Source organism: Ruegeria sp. (genome assembly GCF_965199275.1).
GTDB lineage: Bacteria > Pseudomonadota > Alphaproteobacteria > Rhodobacterales > Rhodobacteraceae > Ruegeria.
The window spans coordinates 300,959-316,618 of sequence record NZ_CBDAQX010000024.1 but is presented as its reverse complement, the minus strand read 5'-3'; the positions used below and the strand labels follow the sequence as shown (position 1 = coordinate 316,618).

At 59.5% G+C, this 15,660-nt stretch carries 13 protein-coding genes; 7 read left to right on the top strand and 6 right to left on the bottom strand.

Translation table 11 applies throughout. The features are described 5' to 3' along the window. The first annotated feature begins 57 nt into the window (after positions 1-57). Positions 58-843 (top strand): cyclase family protein, encoded by a 786-nt coding sequence (locus tag ACOERD_RS26445; RefSeq protein ID WP_419740998.1) that lies wholly within the window; start codon positions 58-60, stop codon positions 841-843. 11 nt (positions 844-854) lie between these two features. Continuing rightward, positions 855-1,376, top strand: coding sequence for a thioesterase family protein (locus ACOERD_RS26440; RefSeq protein WP_419740997.1), 522 nt, complete (start codon positions 855-857; stop codon positions 1,374-1,376). Positions 1,377-1,380: 4 nt separating this feature from the next. Here ACOERD_RS26440 and ACOERD_RS26435 read toward each other — a convergent pair whose 3' ends face one another. The 5 genes from ACOERD_RS26435 to ACOERD_RS26415 form a co-directional block, all read right to left on the bottom strand. Further along, positions 1,381-5,460 carry a translocation/assembly module TamB domain-containing protein gene (locus tag ACOERD_RS26435; RefSeq protein ID WP_419740996.1) on the bottom strand — a complete coding sequence of 1,360 codons (4,080 nt, stop codon included), beginning with the start codon at positions 5,458-5,460 and terminating at the stop codon, positions 1,381-1,383. Beyond that, entirely contained in the window at positions 5,457-7,262 is a 1,806-nt protein-coding gene (locus tag ACOERD_RS26430) for an autotransporter assembly complex protein TamA (RefSeq protein ID WP_419740995.1), read from the bottom strand. The genes ACOERD_RS26435 and ACOERD_RS26430 overlap by 4 nt, the downstream gene beginning before the upstream one ends. A 253-nt stretch (positions 7,263-7,515) precedes the next feature. Continuing rightward, entirely contained in the window at positions 7,516-8,502 is a 987-nt protein-coding gene (locus ACOERD_RS26425) for a type I glyceraldehyde-3-phosphate dehydrogenase (protein ID WP_419740994.1), read from the bottom strand. Positions 8,503-8,556: 54 nt separating this feature from the next. Beyond that, the gene (locus ACOERD_RS26420) at positions 8,557-8,880 is read right to left on the bottom strand and encodes a hypothetical protein (protein WP_419740993.1); all 324 of its coding nucleotides are present in this window, start codon (positions 8,878-8,880) and stop codon (positions 8,557-8,559) included. A 285-nt stretch (positions 8,881-9,165) separates the two neighbouring features. Continuing rightward, positions 9,166-10,347: an ISNCY family transposase gene (locus ACOERD_RS26415; protein WP_419737600.1), complete on the bottom strand. Its 1,182-nt coding sequence runs from the start codon at positions 10,345-10,347 to the stop codon at positions 9,166-9,168. Positions 10,348-10,506: 159 nt separating this feature from the next. On the opposite strand from ACOERD_RS26415, the gene ACOERD_RS26410 reads away from it, so the two are divergent. Further along, entirely contained in the window at positions 10,507-10,857 is a 351-nt protein-coding gene (locus ACOERD_RS26410) for a hypothetical protein (RefSeq protein ID WP_419740992.1), read from the top strand. Between the two features lie 6 nt (positions 10,858-10,863). Here ACOERD_RS26410 and ACOERD_RS26405 read toward each other — a convergent pair whose 3' ends face one another. Beyond that, positions 10,864-11,799 (bottom strand): 2-hydroxyacid dehydrogenase, encoded by a 936-nt coding sequence (locus ACOERD_RS26405; protein ID WP_419740991.1) that lies wholly within the window; start codon positions 11,797-11,799, stop codon positions 10,864-10,866. Positions 11,800-11,938: 139 nt separating this feature from the next. Here ACOERD_RS26405 and ACOERD_RS26400 point away from each other — a divergent pair, with 139 nt between their 5' ends. The 4 genes from ACOERD_RS26400 to ACOERD_RS26385 are packed head-to-tail and all read left to right on the top strand — an operon-like array spanning position 11,939 to position 15,654. Beyond that, the gene (locus ACOERD_RS26400; protein WP_419740990.1) at positions 11,939-13,174 is read left to right on the top strand and encodes an acyl-CoA dehydrogenase family protein; all 1,236 of its coding nucleotides are present in this window, start codon (positions 11,939-11,941) and stop codon (positions 13,172-13,174) included. Positions 13,175-13,182: 8 nt separating this feature from the next. Then, a complete protein-coding gene (locus ACOERD_RS26395; protein ID WP_419740989.1) occupies positions 13,183-13,986 on the top strand; it encodes a thioesterase family protein in 804 nt (267 codons plus the stop codon). 22 nt (positions 13,987-14,008) lie between these two features. Further along, positions 14,009-14,707 carry a DUF1007 family protein gene (locus tag ACOERD_RS26390; RefSeq protein ID WP_419740988.1) on the top strand — a complete coding sequence of 233 codons (699 nt, stop codon included), beginning with the start codon at positions 14,009-14,011 and terminating at the stop codon, positions 14,705-14,707. Further along, positions 14,692-15,654 carry a nickel/cobalt transporter gene (locus ACOERD_RS26385; protein ID WP_419740987.1) on the top strand — a complete coding sequence of 321 codons (963 nt, stop codon included), beginning with the start codon at positions 14,692-14,694 and terminating at the stop codon, positions 15,652-15,654. Before ACOERD_RS26390 ends, ACOERD_RS26385 begins: the two co-directional genes overlap by 16 nt. Positions 15,655-15,660 lie beyond the last annotated feature (6 nt).

Genomic DNA, 15,660 nt, shown 5'->3' with positions numbered 1-15,660 from the left:
TTGACAGCGGCTTACACGCGGCCAACCCTGTCACCGTCATTCATGATGGAGTTGCCGATGCCCCGCCGTTTCGTCGATTTGTCCGTTCCGCTGGAAACCGGGATCGTGTCAGACCCGCCGATCATGCTGCCTGAGATCGAGTACATGACCCATGATCAAACGGCCGAGCAGGTCATGTCCTTCTTTCCCGGCCTGCAAAAGGATGACCTGCCGGGCGGCGAGGGCTGGGCCATCGAACGGTTGCAAATCGCGACCCATAACGGGACCCATCTGGACGCGCCATATCACCATCATTCGACAATGAATAAAGGTGAACGGGCGATCACCATTGATGAGGTGCCGCTGGAGTGGTGCATGAATCCCGGCGTTAAACTGGATTTTCGCGATTTCGAGGATGGTTATGTGGTCACAGCAGCGGATGTCGAGGCCGAGCTGAAACGGATCGGGCATACGCTGAAACCGTTGGATATCGTGGTCGTCAACACCTCTGCCGGGACGCAATATGGCCAGCCCGACTATCTGATGAAGGGCTGCGGTATGGGGCGCGAAGCAACCCTATATCTGACAGAACGCGGCGTGCGCGTCACAGGCACGGATGCCTGGAGTTGGGACGCGCCCTTCCCGTTGACCGCACAGGAATATGCGGAAACCAAAGATGCCTCGATCATCTGGGAGGGGCACCGCGCCTCGATGGAGATAGGCTATTGCCACATGGAGAAGCTAACCAATCTCGAAACACTGCCCGCAACGGGGTTTGAGATTTCTTGTTTTCCCTTCAAGATCAAAGGCGCGTCAGCCGGGTTCATCCGCGCCGTCGCGATCTTTGAGGACTCCGAGGAGTAAAAATCACAAACATGTCGCAAGATACACAACCTCTTGGCGGCCATGACGGCCCGTATGATGAACCGATCGAAATCCACGGCTTTGCCTTGCAGCCGGACTGGATCGACTACAACGGGCATATGAACGTCGGCTATTATGGCGTGGCGTTCGACATGGCCTTTGAACGTCTGCTGGTCGATCATCTGGGTCTGGGTGAGCCGCAGGTCGCCGCGATGGGGCAGGGGCCTTATGTGCTGCAGTCGCATATGCAGTTCCTGCGTGAGGTCACTTCGGACATGGTGATCCACTTTCGGTTTCGGCTGCTGGATGCAGATCAGAAACGAGGGCACTATTTCGGGCAGATGGTGTCAATGCCGGATGAAACGGTGTGTGCCACGCAAGAGGTGCTGTTTATGAATGTCAGCCACGCGACGGGTCGATCGGCGCCTTATCCGGATTGGGCGGTCAGGCGGCTGGCACGGATGGTCTCCGATCACAAGGCGCTTCCATTGGCACCGCAAATCGGCCAGCCAATTGGTATTCGTCGAAAGTAGCCTGCTAGTAGTCGCGCTCGAAAAACACCCCAATCCCGGTTTCACCGCGCCCGTCAACGGTGCCCCGGACAGTGAAGCTGTCCGTAACGTCCAGATTCAGGTTTACCTCGGTATCGCCGTCTGTGTTGACGGTGAAATCCGTGTACAGATTGTCCCCAAGATATGCTCCTGCGGCAAAGCGACCCGCGCCGCCTTCGGTCGCACCGATATCCACCGTGTCAACACCGGTCGAGTCCCGCAGGCCCTTGGTCGCATCGCCGCCGGCCCCGCTAAGTTGTGCCAGAGAGGCCGCCATCTGTGCGATGACAAAAGGTGAGAGTTCCGAGAACCGGTTGCCAAACAACAGCATGGCCAGCGCCTCTTCGGTCGGGCGTTCTGGGTCCGAGAAAACATTGACTTCGGGCGAATCCAAAGGTCCAGCGATCTCGATCGTCGCGGTTCCGTCTGATGTGCTGCTCGAGGATTCGAACTCGATATAGGGCGTCAGGTCCCCTTGCAGCGTGACGATCCCTTTGGTCAGGGTCAGCCTGCGCCCCAGAATGTCCAAATTACCGCGCAGCAGTTCGATCTGGCCCGAAGGGACAACCGATGTCGTTGAGCCACCGATGGAGATGTTCCCACCCAGTTCCGCGTTTACGCCGCGCCCCCTTACAAAAACGGCTTTGGGGGCCAGCAGACTGATATCCAGCGCAATGCGCGAGTTGCTTTTGCTTTGCTCTTCCTTCGGGATCAGTTGCGCCCGTTCGCGGGTGACATAGCCCAGACGGCTTTCGTTGATATGCTGTATTTCGGGGATCGGAGCTGCCCCGACGGCGCCCGATGCGGCAGCGAGGTTAATGTTGGTTTCGCCAAATGTGATCTGCCCCGCCAGGCTGCTATTCTCTGTCAAAGCGCCCGCCAACACGATCTGACCGTTCAGCGTGGTCTCGTAGAGCAGCTGGTCGGTCAGCACGAGGTTGTTCAACGTCGTCGTGATCTGAGCGTTGAATGGCGGGGTCAGGTCGACGGGTCCGCTGACGGTGAATCCTCCTCCAGCACGCATGGCCCCGTTCATGGATATCGTGGCACGGCCTTGGGCCAGATCGACCGACCCACCAATCCCAGTGATCGTTTGCCCTGCAGTCGGTATCGCAAAGGACGTGCCCGAGGTTGTGATCGTCCCCGACAGCGCCTCCAGCCCGGGTTGGCCCTTGAGCGCCAGATTGTAACGGGCTGAGCCTTCGATCTTGTTGGGTGTGATGAACGCATTGGCGATACCCAGATTGATCCCACCTTGGGCGGTTACATCTGCCAGACCCGTACCCTCATCGAACGTTCCGGACAGCTCGGTGCTGAGATCCGCGGGGCCTGTCGCGTTTGACGAGATCGTCCAGACACCATTGTCGCGTTTCGCAGTACCTTCGGCCGTCACTGTGCCGGGGAAGTCGGGTACAAAGCGTTCGATCCGGTTGAACTTGGCCTCATAGTCAAGATCTGCCGAGCCATCCGTCTCAACCGTTCCGGCAACGTTCAGATATGAGCTGTCAGGTCCTTGCAAACGTGCCGTGCCTTCGAGCCCCGACTGAGTAGGCGCGACGTTGCCATCCAATTTCAAAGGACCAGACAACGTAGTGGATAGGCGGCTGAGGTCATCCAACATCGCCGAAAAGTTCAGCCCACCTGATTCACGATCAAGCTGGCCCGAGGCATTTGCCGTCAGCGCCGTCCCGTTCAGCCGGAACGTGCGGATGTTCATGCCTGCGTCGGTGTTTTCAGCATCCACATTCAGAGTCGTGCGACCCGAGATCAGTGCATCCAACTGGTCGATACCGGTGCGGATGTCATTGGCCTCGGCCGTGCCCTGCACATCGAACAGCTTGCTGCCCATCGCGCCTTTGCCTTGCAAATCAGCTTTCACAGACCCGGCCAGATCACGCCCTGCAAGGCCCGAGAACAGCGATAGGTCGGGCACGTTCGCCTTGGCTTGTCCGTCGACGGCCAGATCGCCAGTGGGATCTGTGATCGTCGCAGCGGCCTCGGCCGTCAGAGCGCGCCCGTTGATCGTGGCCTGACGAATCTCGATCTGCTCTTGCGACAAGGCTCCGTCGAATTCGATTGAGGTCTGCCCGGCCAGAAGCGGATCCAGATCATCCATCCCCGTCTTGATATCCCGCGTAGTCACGCTGGCCGTGCCGTCAAACTCCAACGTTTGGACAGTGCCTTTTCCGTTCAGACTGGCCTGTACCGAACCACCCAGATCTCGCTTGGCGAGGCCTGAGAAAACCGACAAGTCCCGCGCGCTGACCGTGACTTGCCCGTCAATGGACAGGTTCCCATCCGGTGTCGCCACGGTGCCTGCAGCCTGTGCCCTGGCGGCGTCTGCGATCAATGTGAAGTCCCGTATTGTCACGCCGTCCGAGCCGCGTTTTGCGTCCAGTGTGATCGTGGTCTCGCCCGTGATCACCGGGTCGATGTCGTCTCGTCCCGTGGACAGATCGCTGCCTTTGACGGTGACTTTCCCGTCAAAACTGCGCTCCAGCGGAGAGCCGCTGCCTTCGACGGTGGCCGAGACCTCGCCGCCGAGGTCAAGCTTGGCCAGATCCGAGAACCGCGACAGGTCGGAGGCGTCAAGCTTCGCTGACCCGTCGATATTCAGGCCACTGGTCAGCCCGCTGATCAGCGCGTCGAGATCAAGTGTGTAGTCCGCCCCGATCAACTCAAACCCGGATAGGTTCAGCGTTTGGTCGCTGCCATATTCAAAAACGCCGTCCAGCGTGATCCGGTCGCCTATCGCGGTGTTCAGAGCCGGATCTGACAAATCCAGACCGTCAAGCGCGGCTTGCAGGTCTCCATCGAGGTTGAGGGCATCCCCTTGTTCCAAGCTCCCCTGCGCCGCAATTTGCGCGCGCCGCAGGCTGATCTGATCTGTGGTCAGCCCATTGGCTGTCAGGCTCAGGTCCCACAGATTGCCGTTCTGCTGGTCGAACAGGGCCGAGATTTGCGCGGCCTCGATCGACGTCCCTCCGCCCGAGACGGGCAGGACCACCTTGTCGCCCTCAGGCGGGGTGATGCGACCCTGCAGAGCGGCCAGTTGCAAGGTGCCGCCCGAGGCGAGTTCCAACTGACCTTCCAGTTTCAGCGCCTGAGACGTGAATTCCAGATCACTGATGTTCAGCGCGCCTTCCGGCTGGGTCTGGCCATCGACAAACAGTCGCGTGTCGGTACCAAAGAATACATCCATATCGCTGGCGACAAAGGGCGTCAGGTCACCACCCAGATCAGCGGTGAACGCGATCCCATCCGCCGCGCCGCTTTCGGCCGCACGCAGGCGCACCTGACCTGAAACGCGCGGCTGGCTGTCACTGCTCAAGCTGATATTGGCCGTAAAGTTCGTCACCGGGCCAGAGCCTTTGGCCGTCAATCCGATAGGAGGGCTATCGGGGATTTTCAGCGCGGTTGAGATAAGGCCGCCCGAGGCCTCGACAACGCTCAGGTCCAGGTCAATCTGGCTACTGGCGTTCTGGAAGCCGGCTTTGAGGGTGATTTCGTCTCCGGCGCGGTCAAGGCGGGTGATGTCGAGGCTGGTATCCAGCGTGCCATCAGCCAGCGACAGGTTGCCGGTGACGTTCAGGTCAGCGGCAACGCCGATCAAGGGCTCGCCCAAGGCTAGTTCATCAATCCGAAGCTCTCCGATTTCAATAGCGACAGGCAGTTCCGGCAGTTGGAACGGTGTGGTCTCGGCCGAAGGGGGCGGGGCCTCCTCGGTTGTGGTGCCTGGGGCACGGGCGATGTCGATTTCCTGTGCGGTCAACGCGTTGACCGAGAACCGTCCCCGGATCAGCGCCAGACGGTTCCAGTCAAGCTCGGCGTCTTTGATGGTCAGCCAGACGCCTTCATCATCGGCGACGGTGATCTCGGCGATGGTTGCACGGGAACTCAGTGCGCCTTGTAGGCCCGAGACGGTGACGTTCTGGTCATCACCCGACAGCGTATCTTGCAGGAACCGCTCGATCATGCTGCCGCCTTCGTCCTCTTGGGCTTGCAGCGCTGGGGGCACACAGGTCAGCGTGCCGATCAGCAGCGGATATGCGAGGTAGCGTTTCAAAATGCCTGTCCAATCCCGATATAGAATTGCAGCCCGTTGCCGGTGTCGCCCTGAACCGGGTAGGCCAGATCAAATCGTAGCGGTCCGAATCCCCCCAGATCATAACGCACACCCAGACCGGCACCGGCGTGATTTTCGGCATCGCTGCCGATGAACGAAGATGTATCCACGGTACCGTAGTCGTAGAACCCGACCAGCGACAGGCTTTCGGTGATTTTGCCGCGTACCTCACCGGAAAAGCCCAGAAACGATTTGCCGCCTGCGATGCCGGTTCCCACTGGAATACCCAGACTTTCAAAAGGTTGCCCGCGAACGGTTCCAGCACCGCCCGAGAAGAATAGGAAGTCCGGCGTTACCCCATCTGCTGATGGGCCAATGACAGACCCAATTTGAACGCGCCCGGCAAGGACCAGTTTTCCACCAGTACCCAGACTTGTGTAGGCCCGTCCGTCTCCGAAGAGGCGAATGCCACTTTCGGTTCCGGAGAACCCGGCGAAGGGAGTGGCCTGCGCGTCCAGATAAAACCCGCGTGTCGCGCTGATCTTGCTATCGCGCTCGTCCCATTCTGACCGAAAGGGGATTATGAAGTATCGGAATTTTCGCCCATCTCCGTAGGCGTCACCGGCATCCGACCACTGAAAACCGACAGACGCTTCGGCATAGAGTCTGTCTGAAAACGTGCGCCTTGCACCATAGGCCAGTGAGGCGACGGTGACGTTGTAGTTTTCCGTGTTGCGTCGTTCTAGCAGAGCGTTCCAGAACGTGTTGTCATCGGGTCCTAGTCGGTCGGGTTGGTCCAGTCTTAGTCCGATCCGCCCGTCCAAATCCTCGGCCCCGCCGATATTGCGCAGGGCGGCCTCAAATCGTAGCCGCTCGGCCCGGCGAAAAACGTTACGGTGGGTCCATGTGGCCGTCACATCCAACCCATCGCGAGAGGCCAGTTCGACCCCGAAGGTCAGGCGGCGTTTGGGCAGGTCTTCGAAGGTGGCATCGAAATCCAGTGTGCCGTCGGGGTTGGGGGTCTCGCGCTCTGTGATCGAGACAACGCTGAAGGTACCGGTCCGGCGCAAGCGCGTCCCGACTTTCTGGATTTTGGCCGGAGAGTACACCTCACCACTTGGGAAGCCCGCGATATCTTCGATGGAACGGTGTTTGACGTCAGTGTCGCCCTTGATGAACATTCTGCCAAAGGTCAGGCGACGCCCCGGATCCAGATCAATCTGTGCGTCCAGTTGGGCCTGCGCATGGCGGGCGATGATGGTTTGGTTCGCAAGTTCGGCCTTTGCGTGACCAGCGTCTCTCCACCCCTGCACCCCGGCCGAGGTTGCCTGTTGGATTGCCCCTGTAGTGGCCAGTTTGCCCGGCGCGAACTCTTCCGGCAGTACCGTGTCCGGGGCGACGGGCTGTACGATCGCTTTGCCGAACCGGAAGCTTGGGCCAGTTTCGACGGTGATCACGGCGCGATTGATTTGCGCTGGAACGCTCAGGGTGCTGAGGTCTGCCGCTTCTTTGCCGTCGAGTTTGATGCTGACCACAGGGCTGAAATAGCCTTCGTCGTACAGAATCTGAACAATGGTGCGATAATCGGACAGGGCGGCCGAGAGGATTTCCAGAGGTGTGTCCAGACCACGGGAGTCGGCGGTCGTGACGGACGAAGTCTCCTCAATGCGTTCTCTTAACTCTTTTGAGGCCCCTGGTGCGACAAGACTGGTTTCAAGGGCCATCAGGCCGGTTGGGGCCAAAGCTGTCATTGCGGCCAAAAGCCAACCCGTCAGACGGCGTTGCGGTCTGCTGCCCTGCATCAAATGGCTCCAACTGCCTCAACTCGAATACTATTCGACCGCGCTGTCGGATCGCGGTCGATTAAATTCATGTTAGAGCATTTGAGGCCGTTCAGGAAAAGGCTTTTGATGTTTGGCTTGCGAATAACGTCCGCAGCTGTGTTGCGTCTGGGTCGACGGCTTGGGGCGGCTCCCGCCCGGTTTGGTCGCATCGCAGATGCACCCGACCCGGTTGGGCCAGGCAGCGCGCGGGGCGCGCTGCGGTTGCGACGGGTCAGGCGGCGGTCATCAAACGGGCGACGTCCAGCATACGTGCAGAGAAACCCCATTCATTGTCGTACCAGCCAAAGACGCGGACCTGGTTCGCGCCGACCATGCGGGTCTCTGGTCCGGCGATGACCAGCGACTCCGGCCGGGCGCGAAGATCGGAGGAGACCAACGGCATATCGGTCCATCCCAGAACAGGCGACGCGTCGATGCGATCGCGCAGAGCCTTGTCGAAGGTCTCTGCGTCAAGGCTGCGGTCCAGTGTGACAATCAGATCGATGGCCGAAACACTGGCCGTTGGCACCCGTACCGCTGCGCCTGAGATGCGCCCGGCCAAATGCGGTAGTACGACATCGATCAAGTGGATCGCGCTTGAAGTGGTTGGAACCATCGAAAGCGCGCCTGCGCGCGAGCGGGCAAGATCGCCGCGTGGGGCATCCACCATCGGTTGGCTGTTTGTGTAGCAGTGGATGGTCGTCATGTGGCCCGCGGTGATCCCGCCGATGTCATCCAGAACCCGGACCAGAGGTGCCAACCCGTTGGTGGTGCAGGAGGCGTTCGAGACGACGTGCGCGCCGCCCAATTGATCCTCATTGGCGCCAAGGACCACGGTCACCTCGGCGGCTGGAGAGGGGCCTGAGATCAGCACTTTGCCCGCCCCGGCTGCCAATCCGCGCCGTGCCACGTCGGATGTCCGCGCGATACCGGTGCAATCCAGCAGGACATCAACGCCCGACAGGTCGATATTTGCAAGATCAGAGCTGTGGGTCATGGGGATGGCCTGCCCATCCACGACCAGTGCGCTGTTTCCCTCAGAGACCTCTCCGGCATAGGGGCCGAAGGTGCTGTCGTATTTGAACAGGTAAGCACAGGTTGCCAGCGGTGCGATGTCGTTGATCAGCACCAACTCAATATCCGATCCTTGCGGCAAGGCCAGAACCTGCCGCAGGATCGTGCGGCCAATACGGCCGAATCCATTGATCGCGAGTTTCATGCGCAAGCTATGGCAGGCGTCTCAGGCGACCTCAATGAAAGTATTGTACCAATTTCAGTTGCAGCTAACCTGCGAGAAAAACTGGCCCGAGATGTTCTGATACATGCTGGCCACGATGGGTCTGCAGCCAGTGGCCTGCTGAATTGCAGCAATGGCCTGCAGGGTGCGCAGGCGCGGTGGCGGGCCGAAAGGGTTGAGATTGTTTTTGTCCCGAGTGGCGCGGTAGATCACCGGCTCTTCAGCGACTTGGGTCACCGCCCATGTGCGGCTGAGGACCACGACGGACTTGGTCTCTTCCTTGGCGATGGCAGGGGCGCTTGGCGCGACGGTCAAAGTGGCAACCGCGGCCAGAGCCAGAAGGGGCAGGCGCAGGGTCATAATGCAAACTCCTACATTCAAATGAGAATTTTCCTGATTTCACCAGATTTAGTCGCTGCTGTGAACCCTTTCGGGTCAAATTCGCAGAACCTTTGCGCGTTTCAGGCGCTCAATTTTGATTTTCTGACGGTGCAACCGCTCGGGGCTGTCGAGAACATTCTGAATTGTCCGGTGTAGGTAACATGCCAATTGTCCGCTTCAGTTGATTGCGCGGTGGCCCAATTCGGAGGGAGCCGTAGGCGACCGTAGATTTGGGCCACCGCGTTCGCGCCACGTCGAAGCGGGTCACGCGACTTTGTGTTTGCTATCCTCCTGTGTGATGGGTGATCCGTCAGGCTGGTAGCGGCCAATGCATCTCGGGCCGTGGAAGATGACCAGTTGACCATCGGGGTATTCGTGGACCCTGACCTTCGCCTTGACGAAATGATGACGGTGCCTGTCTGCCGCGATCTGCATGACCAGGCCCTTGTAGCGCACCGTATTGTCGTTGCCGACGACGCGGTCTTCCTGCACACACAGGGTGTCGCGCACATTGCCTGTAAACGGCACGAAGGCCGAGGTCGTATCCTCCGGCTCCCTTGCAAACAGGGCATTGTGTTCGGGAAGATAGACCTCTTTCAGGAACTGATTGGCCTCTTCAATGGTTGTGATCCCATGGGACCGCAGTTCCTGCGGCAATCGGTTCTGGAACGTGCCAAACATGCGTTCAGACCGTCCACGGGCCTGCGGTGAATAGGCCGGGATCAGCTCAATGCCGAGTTGCTGCAAGGCGCGCCCGACCTGGGTCAGATTGTCCTTGTCCACTTTGCCGCCCGCTTCGGGCGTATGCCAGTAATGAGAGCCCCGATCGGCATAGAGCGAGCAAAACAGACCTTGCGCCTCGATCACCTCTGTCAGCCCCTGAAAACTGCTCATCGTCCCTTCTTCCTCGACAAAGAATGCCGAATAAACCCGGTTGGTGGCATCGTCCATGGTGACGATCAGATCCCACCACTGACCCGGAACCCATTCATGGCTGGAGCCGTCCTGATGCAACATCATGCCAACCATCGGACGGCGGGGCCGCTTGCGCCGATGGGCACCTCGTCGGGGTGCTGCCTGAACCCGGCCGTGGCGCTGCAGTGTAAGCCGCACCCAGTTGTAGCTCTGTGTGAAACCATGGTGGGCCACCAGCTTCTCGTGGAAATGCTTCGGCGTGTAATCCCAGTACTTGGTATCAAACAGTTCAAGCATCTCCATGACCTTATCCGTGGCAACACGATTGTTGGCCAGTTTGCCAAGCCGACGGTCGTACAGACCTTCTGCACCATCCGCCTCAAATCGATCCTCCCAACGCCTGACGGTGCGCACGGATACACCCAGTATCTCAGCCGCCTGTTCTTGCGTCAGCTTGTTCGCGCTTCGCCGCGAATACACATCTTCAAACTTCATCAGTCGAACTTCCTGTAACACTTCTGCTCGGTTCATAACGCCTCCTCTCAGAGACAGAATAGAACCGGACAGATCGCATGTTACATACACCGGACATATCGCGTGTTAGCGACAGTGCAACCGCTCGGGGCTTGGCCCGGCCAGCGCTGGGGTATATCCTTGAGGACAAATTGATTTCAGTCATGTGAGGCACAGATGAAAGCCCGGATTTCTTTGGTTTTGGCAGCTGTAGTTCTGACGGTTGGGGCGGTTCAGGCCAAACCTCTGTCACGGATTATTGCGGAAACGGGCCTCAGCCCGCAGGATTTCGAAGTGCTGAGCGCGGCCTCGACCGCATTGTTGACCAGTGGTGCTCCGGCCGTTGGGCAAGAACGCGCATGGACCAATGATGCAACCGGTTCGAAAGGCACCGTGCGGATCGCTGCGGTACAGGGGAATTGTGTCTCGTTAGAGCATTCCGTTGAACCGGGTGGAGATGAGCAGAACCGACAGGTTCGGACGCGCCGATGCAAGGACGCCAACGGGAACTGGTTGCTAGCGCCCTGATTCGTCTCAGTAACCTTTGCCTCGGTCGATCTCGTGTAGTAGCGGCTGGCCCGAGGATAGCCGCTCGAAATTCCTCGCCACGTCTGCAAGCGCATCCCCCAGATGCCAGCCCGAGACATGGGGCGTGATCGTCACGCAAGGATGCTGCCAAAGAGGACTGTCCTGCGGCAAAGGCTCCTGAGAAGTGACATCCAGAACGGCATGGCAGGGTGTGCCTGCGTCCAATGCAGCGATCAATGCGGTCTCGTCAATCAGATCACCGCGCCCTGCGTTAAGCAGACAGCTGCCGGGCTTCATCGCCGCCAATATGTCGGCACCAAACAGTCCAACGGTTTGCGGGGTCGAGGGTAAGATGGCGCAGACGTAGTCACACTGACCAAGTAGCTCGAGCAGGGCATCCTGACCGTGCAGGCAGGTCACGCCGTCAATCTGCTTGGGTGACCGGCTCCATCCCATGACCTGAAAGCCAAGGCCATTTAGCATGAGGGCCGTGCGCGTGCCGATCGTGCCAAGACCCAGTACACCGACCTTTGTCTCTGACGTGATACGCGGCGCTTTGGGGGACCATTCAGACCGGCGCTGGGCGGCTTCGTAGTCTCCCAAATGGCGCTGGGCGCGGAGGATATGGGCCAGAAACCACTCGGCGATTTCTTGCGCTGGGGCGTCCGGTCTCAGGCGAGCGACGCGGATATGATCGGGCAATTTGGGGTTGCCTACGATGGTTTCCACGCCAGCGCCCAGTTTCTGTACCAGTTTGAGGTTGGGCAGGCGCTCAAGATGCGCATCCTGTAGCGTGCTGACCGCCACCATGGTGATTTCGGTCGGATCTCCGATCGTGTCCGGGGTGCGGACATCAGCACCGGGCGACTGATGCAGGACCTCTTTGGCCAAATCCGCATCGCTGATCCAGTTGGACAGGCCGGTTTCGATCAAAAGTGCCATGGGTGCCTCATGTATTGGAAATAGATGGAGGTGACGTTCCGTCACGGAACTGGACAGGGTCAGGGCAGCTAAGCCATTCTTTGGACGAAGGTAAAGCCCGAACCCACGGGTAACAGAAATGGGCAACGGAGGAGCGTTCATGAACATGTCATTCGGCCTGCGCGAGGAAAACCGCGCCCTTTTGCAGCGCGTCGCAGATATGATCCGCGATGAGATCATGCCGCTGGAAGTGGAATATCAGGCCGAAATCGGCAAGGGCGACCGTTGGCAGTACACCGACCGTCAGGCGGAAATCCTTGAGGGGTTGAAGGCCAAGGCCAAGGCCGCCGGGCTGTGGAATTTTTGGCTGACCGACAGCGAAAAGGGGTTTGGTCTGACAACGGTCGAATACGCCTATTTCGCCGAAGAGATGGGCAAGACGCCCCTTGGTGCCGAGGTATTCAATTGCTCGGCCCCCGACACCGGCAACATGGAGGTTTTCGAACGCTACGGCACCGAGAAGATGAAAGAGCAATGGCTGAAGCCTCTGCTCGAAGGTCAGATTCGCTCGGCCTATTTGATGACCGAGCCGGACGTGGCCTCTTCTGACGCGACAAATGTGTCAATGTCCTGTGTGCGGGATGGGGATGACTATGTTCTAAATGGTGAGAAATGGTGGTCCTCGGGTGCGGGCGATCCACGCTGTAAGGTTTACATCGTGATGGTCAAAACAGGGGGCGCGGATCAGGCGAAGCATCAGCGCCAGTCCATGGTTGTGGTGCCAGCTGATGCACCGGGGATCGAGATCCTGCGGCCGATGGAAGTCTATGGCCACGACGACGCCCCGCACGGGCATATGCACATCCGGTTCAACAACGTCCGCGTCCCGGCTGAAAACATCCTGCTGGGCGAAGGGCGTGGGTTCGAAATCGCGCAAGGCCGGTTGGGACCGGGTCGCATTCACCACTGCATGCGCGCCATCGGTCAGGCCGAAAGCGCGCTTGAGCAGATGTGCAAACGGTCGCTGCAGCGTGAGGCGTTCGGCAAGAAGCTGGCGCAGCTTGGGGCCAATTACGACATCATCGCCGAATGCCGGATGGAGATTGAAATGGCCCGTCTGCTATGCCTGAAGGCAGCGTGGTATATGGATCAGGGTGACGCGCGGGCGGCGGCGCCGTGGATCAGCCAGATCAAGGTGATCGCGCCTCAGGTCGCGCTGAAGGTGATTGACGAGGCGGTGCAGATGTTCGGGGCGCAGGGGATCAGTCAGGATACCCCGCTGGCCAATGCTTGGACCCATGTACGCACATTGCGCCTCGCCGATGGACCGGACGCGGTACATCGCCGTCAGGTCGCGCGTGCGGAGCTTAGGAAATACACTCAGGAAAAGGTCTGACGCACCGGATGGCTAACTATAATTTCGAAGATCTCTCCTATTTTCATCAGCGAGAGGACGGGGCTTTTGTCGGCAATGACCCGGCGCGCGGTCCCTGGTCGGCGGAGCATTGTCACGCAGGGCCAGTGAGCGGCCTGATCGTGCGCGCGGCAGAAACCGAGGTCGGGCCTGAGAAGATGCTGACCCGCCTAACGGTCGATCTGCTGCGCCCTTTGCCTCTTGCCGGGCTGCGCGTGGCGGCTGAGACCACGCGCCATACCAGAACGCTCGCGACCACACGGGTGACGGTGCATGATCTGGACGACACCCTCTGTGCAACGGCAACCACGATGCATGTGGTGCGGCGGGATTTGGGTGATGTGGCCAATGTCAAAACGCCGCCACTGCGCTTCGAAGATGCGGTCGAAGGCCCTTTCCCGATCGGAGAGCTGCGGCATGACCTGCCCGGATTCGCACATTATAGCGACGTCAGATACGGGGCGGGGGACAGGCACAGAGTAGGGCCGAAAACCGTGTGGATGCGGACCCCGAACCTGTTGGAGGGCGAGGTGCAATCCCCCATCCAATCGCTCTGTGCCTTGGGGGATTGCGGCAATGGAATCTCATGGAATGCCCCAACGGCTGAGATGGGGTTCATGAACACCGATCTGACCATCAACATCCACCGGGAGCCCACCTCGGACTGGTTGGCCTCTCAATCCATTTCGCATTGGCAGCCCTCAGGGATCGGAATGTCTCAGTCGGTGCTGCATGACAGGCAGGGGCCTGTCGGAACGGCCCTGCAAACGATTGTTCTGTTCCCGCCCAAGTGACCGGTCGGCCAGTTTCTGCATCGTGACCGGAAATCGCATTGCCGATGCGCACCTCGGCGCCTATCTTGCCCTTATGCGTTGGTTGTTCTCATTCCTGACCTGTTGCCTGCCGATCCCGGCTGTGGCCCACCCGCATGTCTTTATTGACACCGGGTTGGAGTTCATCGTGGACGAGGCCGGAGAGCTGACTCATGTCCGCGTGACCTGGGCCTATGACGAGCTGTTCTCGCTGCTGCAACTGGAGGACATGAGGTTGGATCAGGATGGCGACGGCGCGCTGACCGATAGTGAGCAGCAGTTCCTGACCGGTTTTGATGCGCAATGGATGGAAGGCTATAACGGTGATCTGGTTGTGACCGCCGCCGGTGCCCCGGTTGCCTTGTCTGGCCCGTTGGAGCCGTATGCCACGACCGAGGATGGCCGTATCGTCACCACTCATCTGCGCGCCGTCGAAGGCGGATCTGTCCCGGCCGAGGCGATTTCGGCAAAAGCCTTCGATGAAACCTATTACACCGCCTATGACGTCACCCGCCCGGTCACCGTGTCTGGCCCGGCGACTTGTCTGCTCGAACGGATTGATCCGGATATCGACGGCCAATTGGCGCAGATGCAGGCCTTTCTGCTGACCCTGGACGCAGAATACGACCTTGAGGAAAACGATATCCCGCTTGTCGGCGAAAGCTTTGCGACCGAGATTTTGATTTCATGTCCAAATACCTGATTGTTCCAGTCGCTATCGCCTGTGGCCTGCTTTTGTGGTTCTGGGGCAGTGGCGGGTTTGACAGCCTAGCTGCTTGGGCGGCTGGCGAACAACGCGAATTCCAGAACCAGATCGCGCGTGCCCTTCGGGCGGCCCGCGCCGAACAACCTCAGGCGGTTGCAACTCTGCTAACCGTTTGTTTCGCCTACGGGTTCTTTCATGCCATTGGTCCGGGGCACGGCAAGGTCCTGATCGGAGGCTACGGTCTGGGCCGTCAGGTCGCCTTCTGGCGCTTGTCGGCGATCAGCGTGCTGTCGAGCCTCGGGCAGGCCGTAACGGCGGTTGTTTTGGTCTATGCCGGGGTTCTGATATTCCAGTTGTCGCGTGAGACGCTTGTGGGCACGACCGAGCAGGTGATGGCTCCAATCAGTTATGCGGCCATTGCAGCCATTGGTTTGTGGCTGGTTTTTCGCGGGATGCGCAGTTTTGCGCGACGGTCCCGCAGCGAGGCCGCACATGGGCATTCTCACGAGCATGAGCATCACCACAAAGACCACCATGATGAACACGACCATCACCATCATCATCACCATGATGAGGTCTGCTCGGATTGCGGCCATCGCCACGGTCCAAGCGCGGAAGAGGTCGCCAATGTCGGGTCACTGCGCGAGGCGCTCGTGCTGATCGCGGGTATCGCCGCGCGCGCCTGTACCGGGGCATTGTTCGTGCTGATCCTGACCTGGCAGATGGGAATCGCCATGGTCGGAATTGCCGGAGCTTTCGCGATGGCGCTGGGCACCGCGACTGTCACAACGCTGGTCGGCTGGACGTCCTTTGGCCTGCGCGGCGGGTTGCTTGCCTCTGCCTCGGCCACGCGATTTGCTTCGATACTGGCCCCGACCATCGAACTGGTGGCAGGGCTAGTGATTGTCGTGATTGCAAGCGGTCTGTTGTTGCGAGCGATTTAGAGCGAT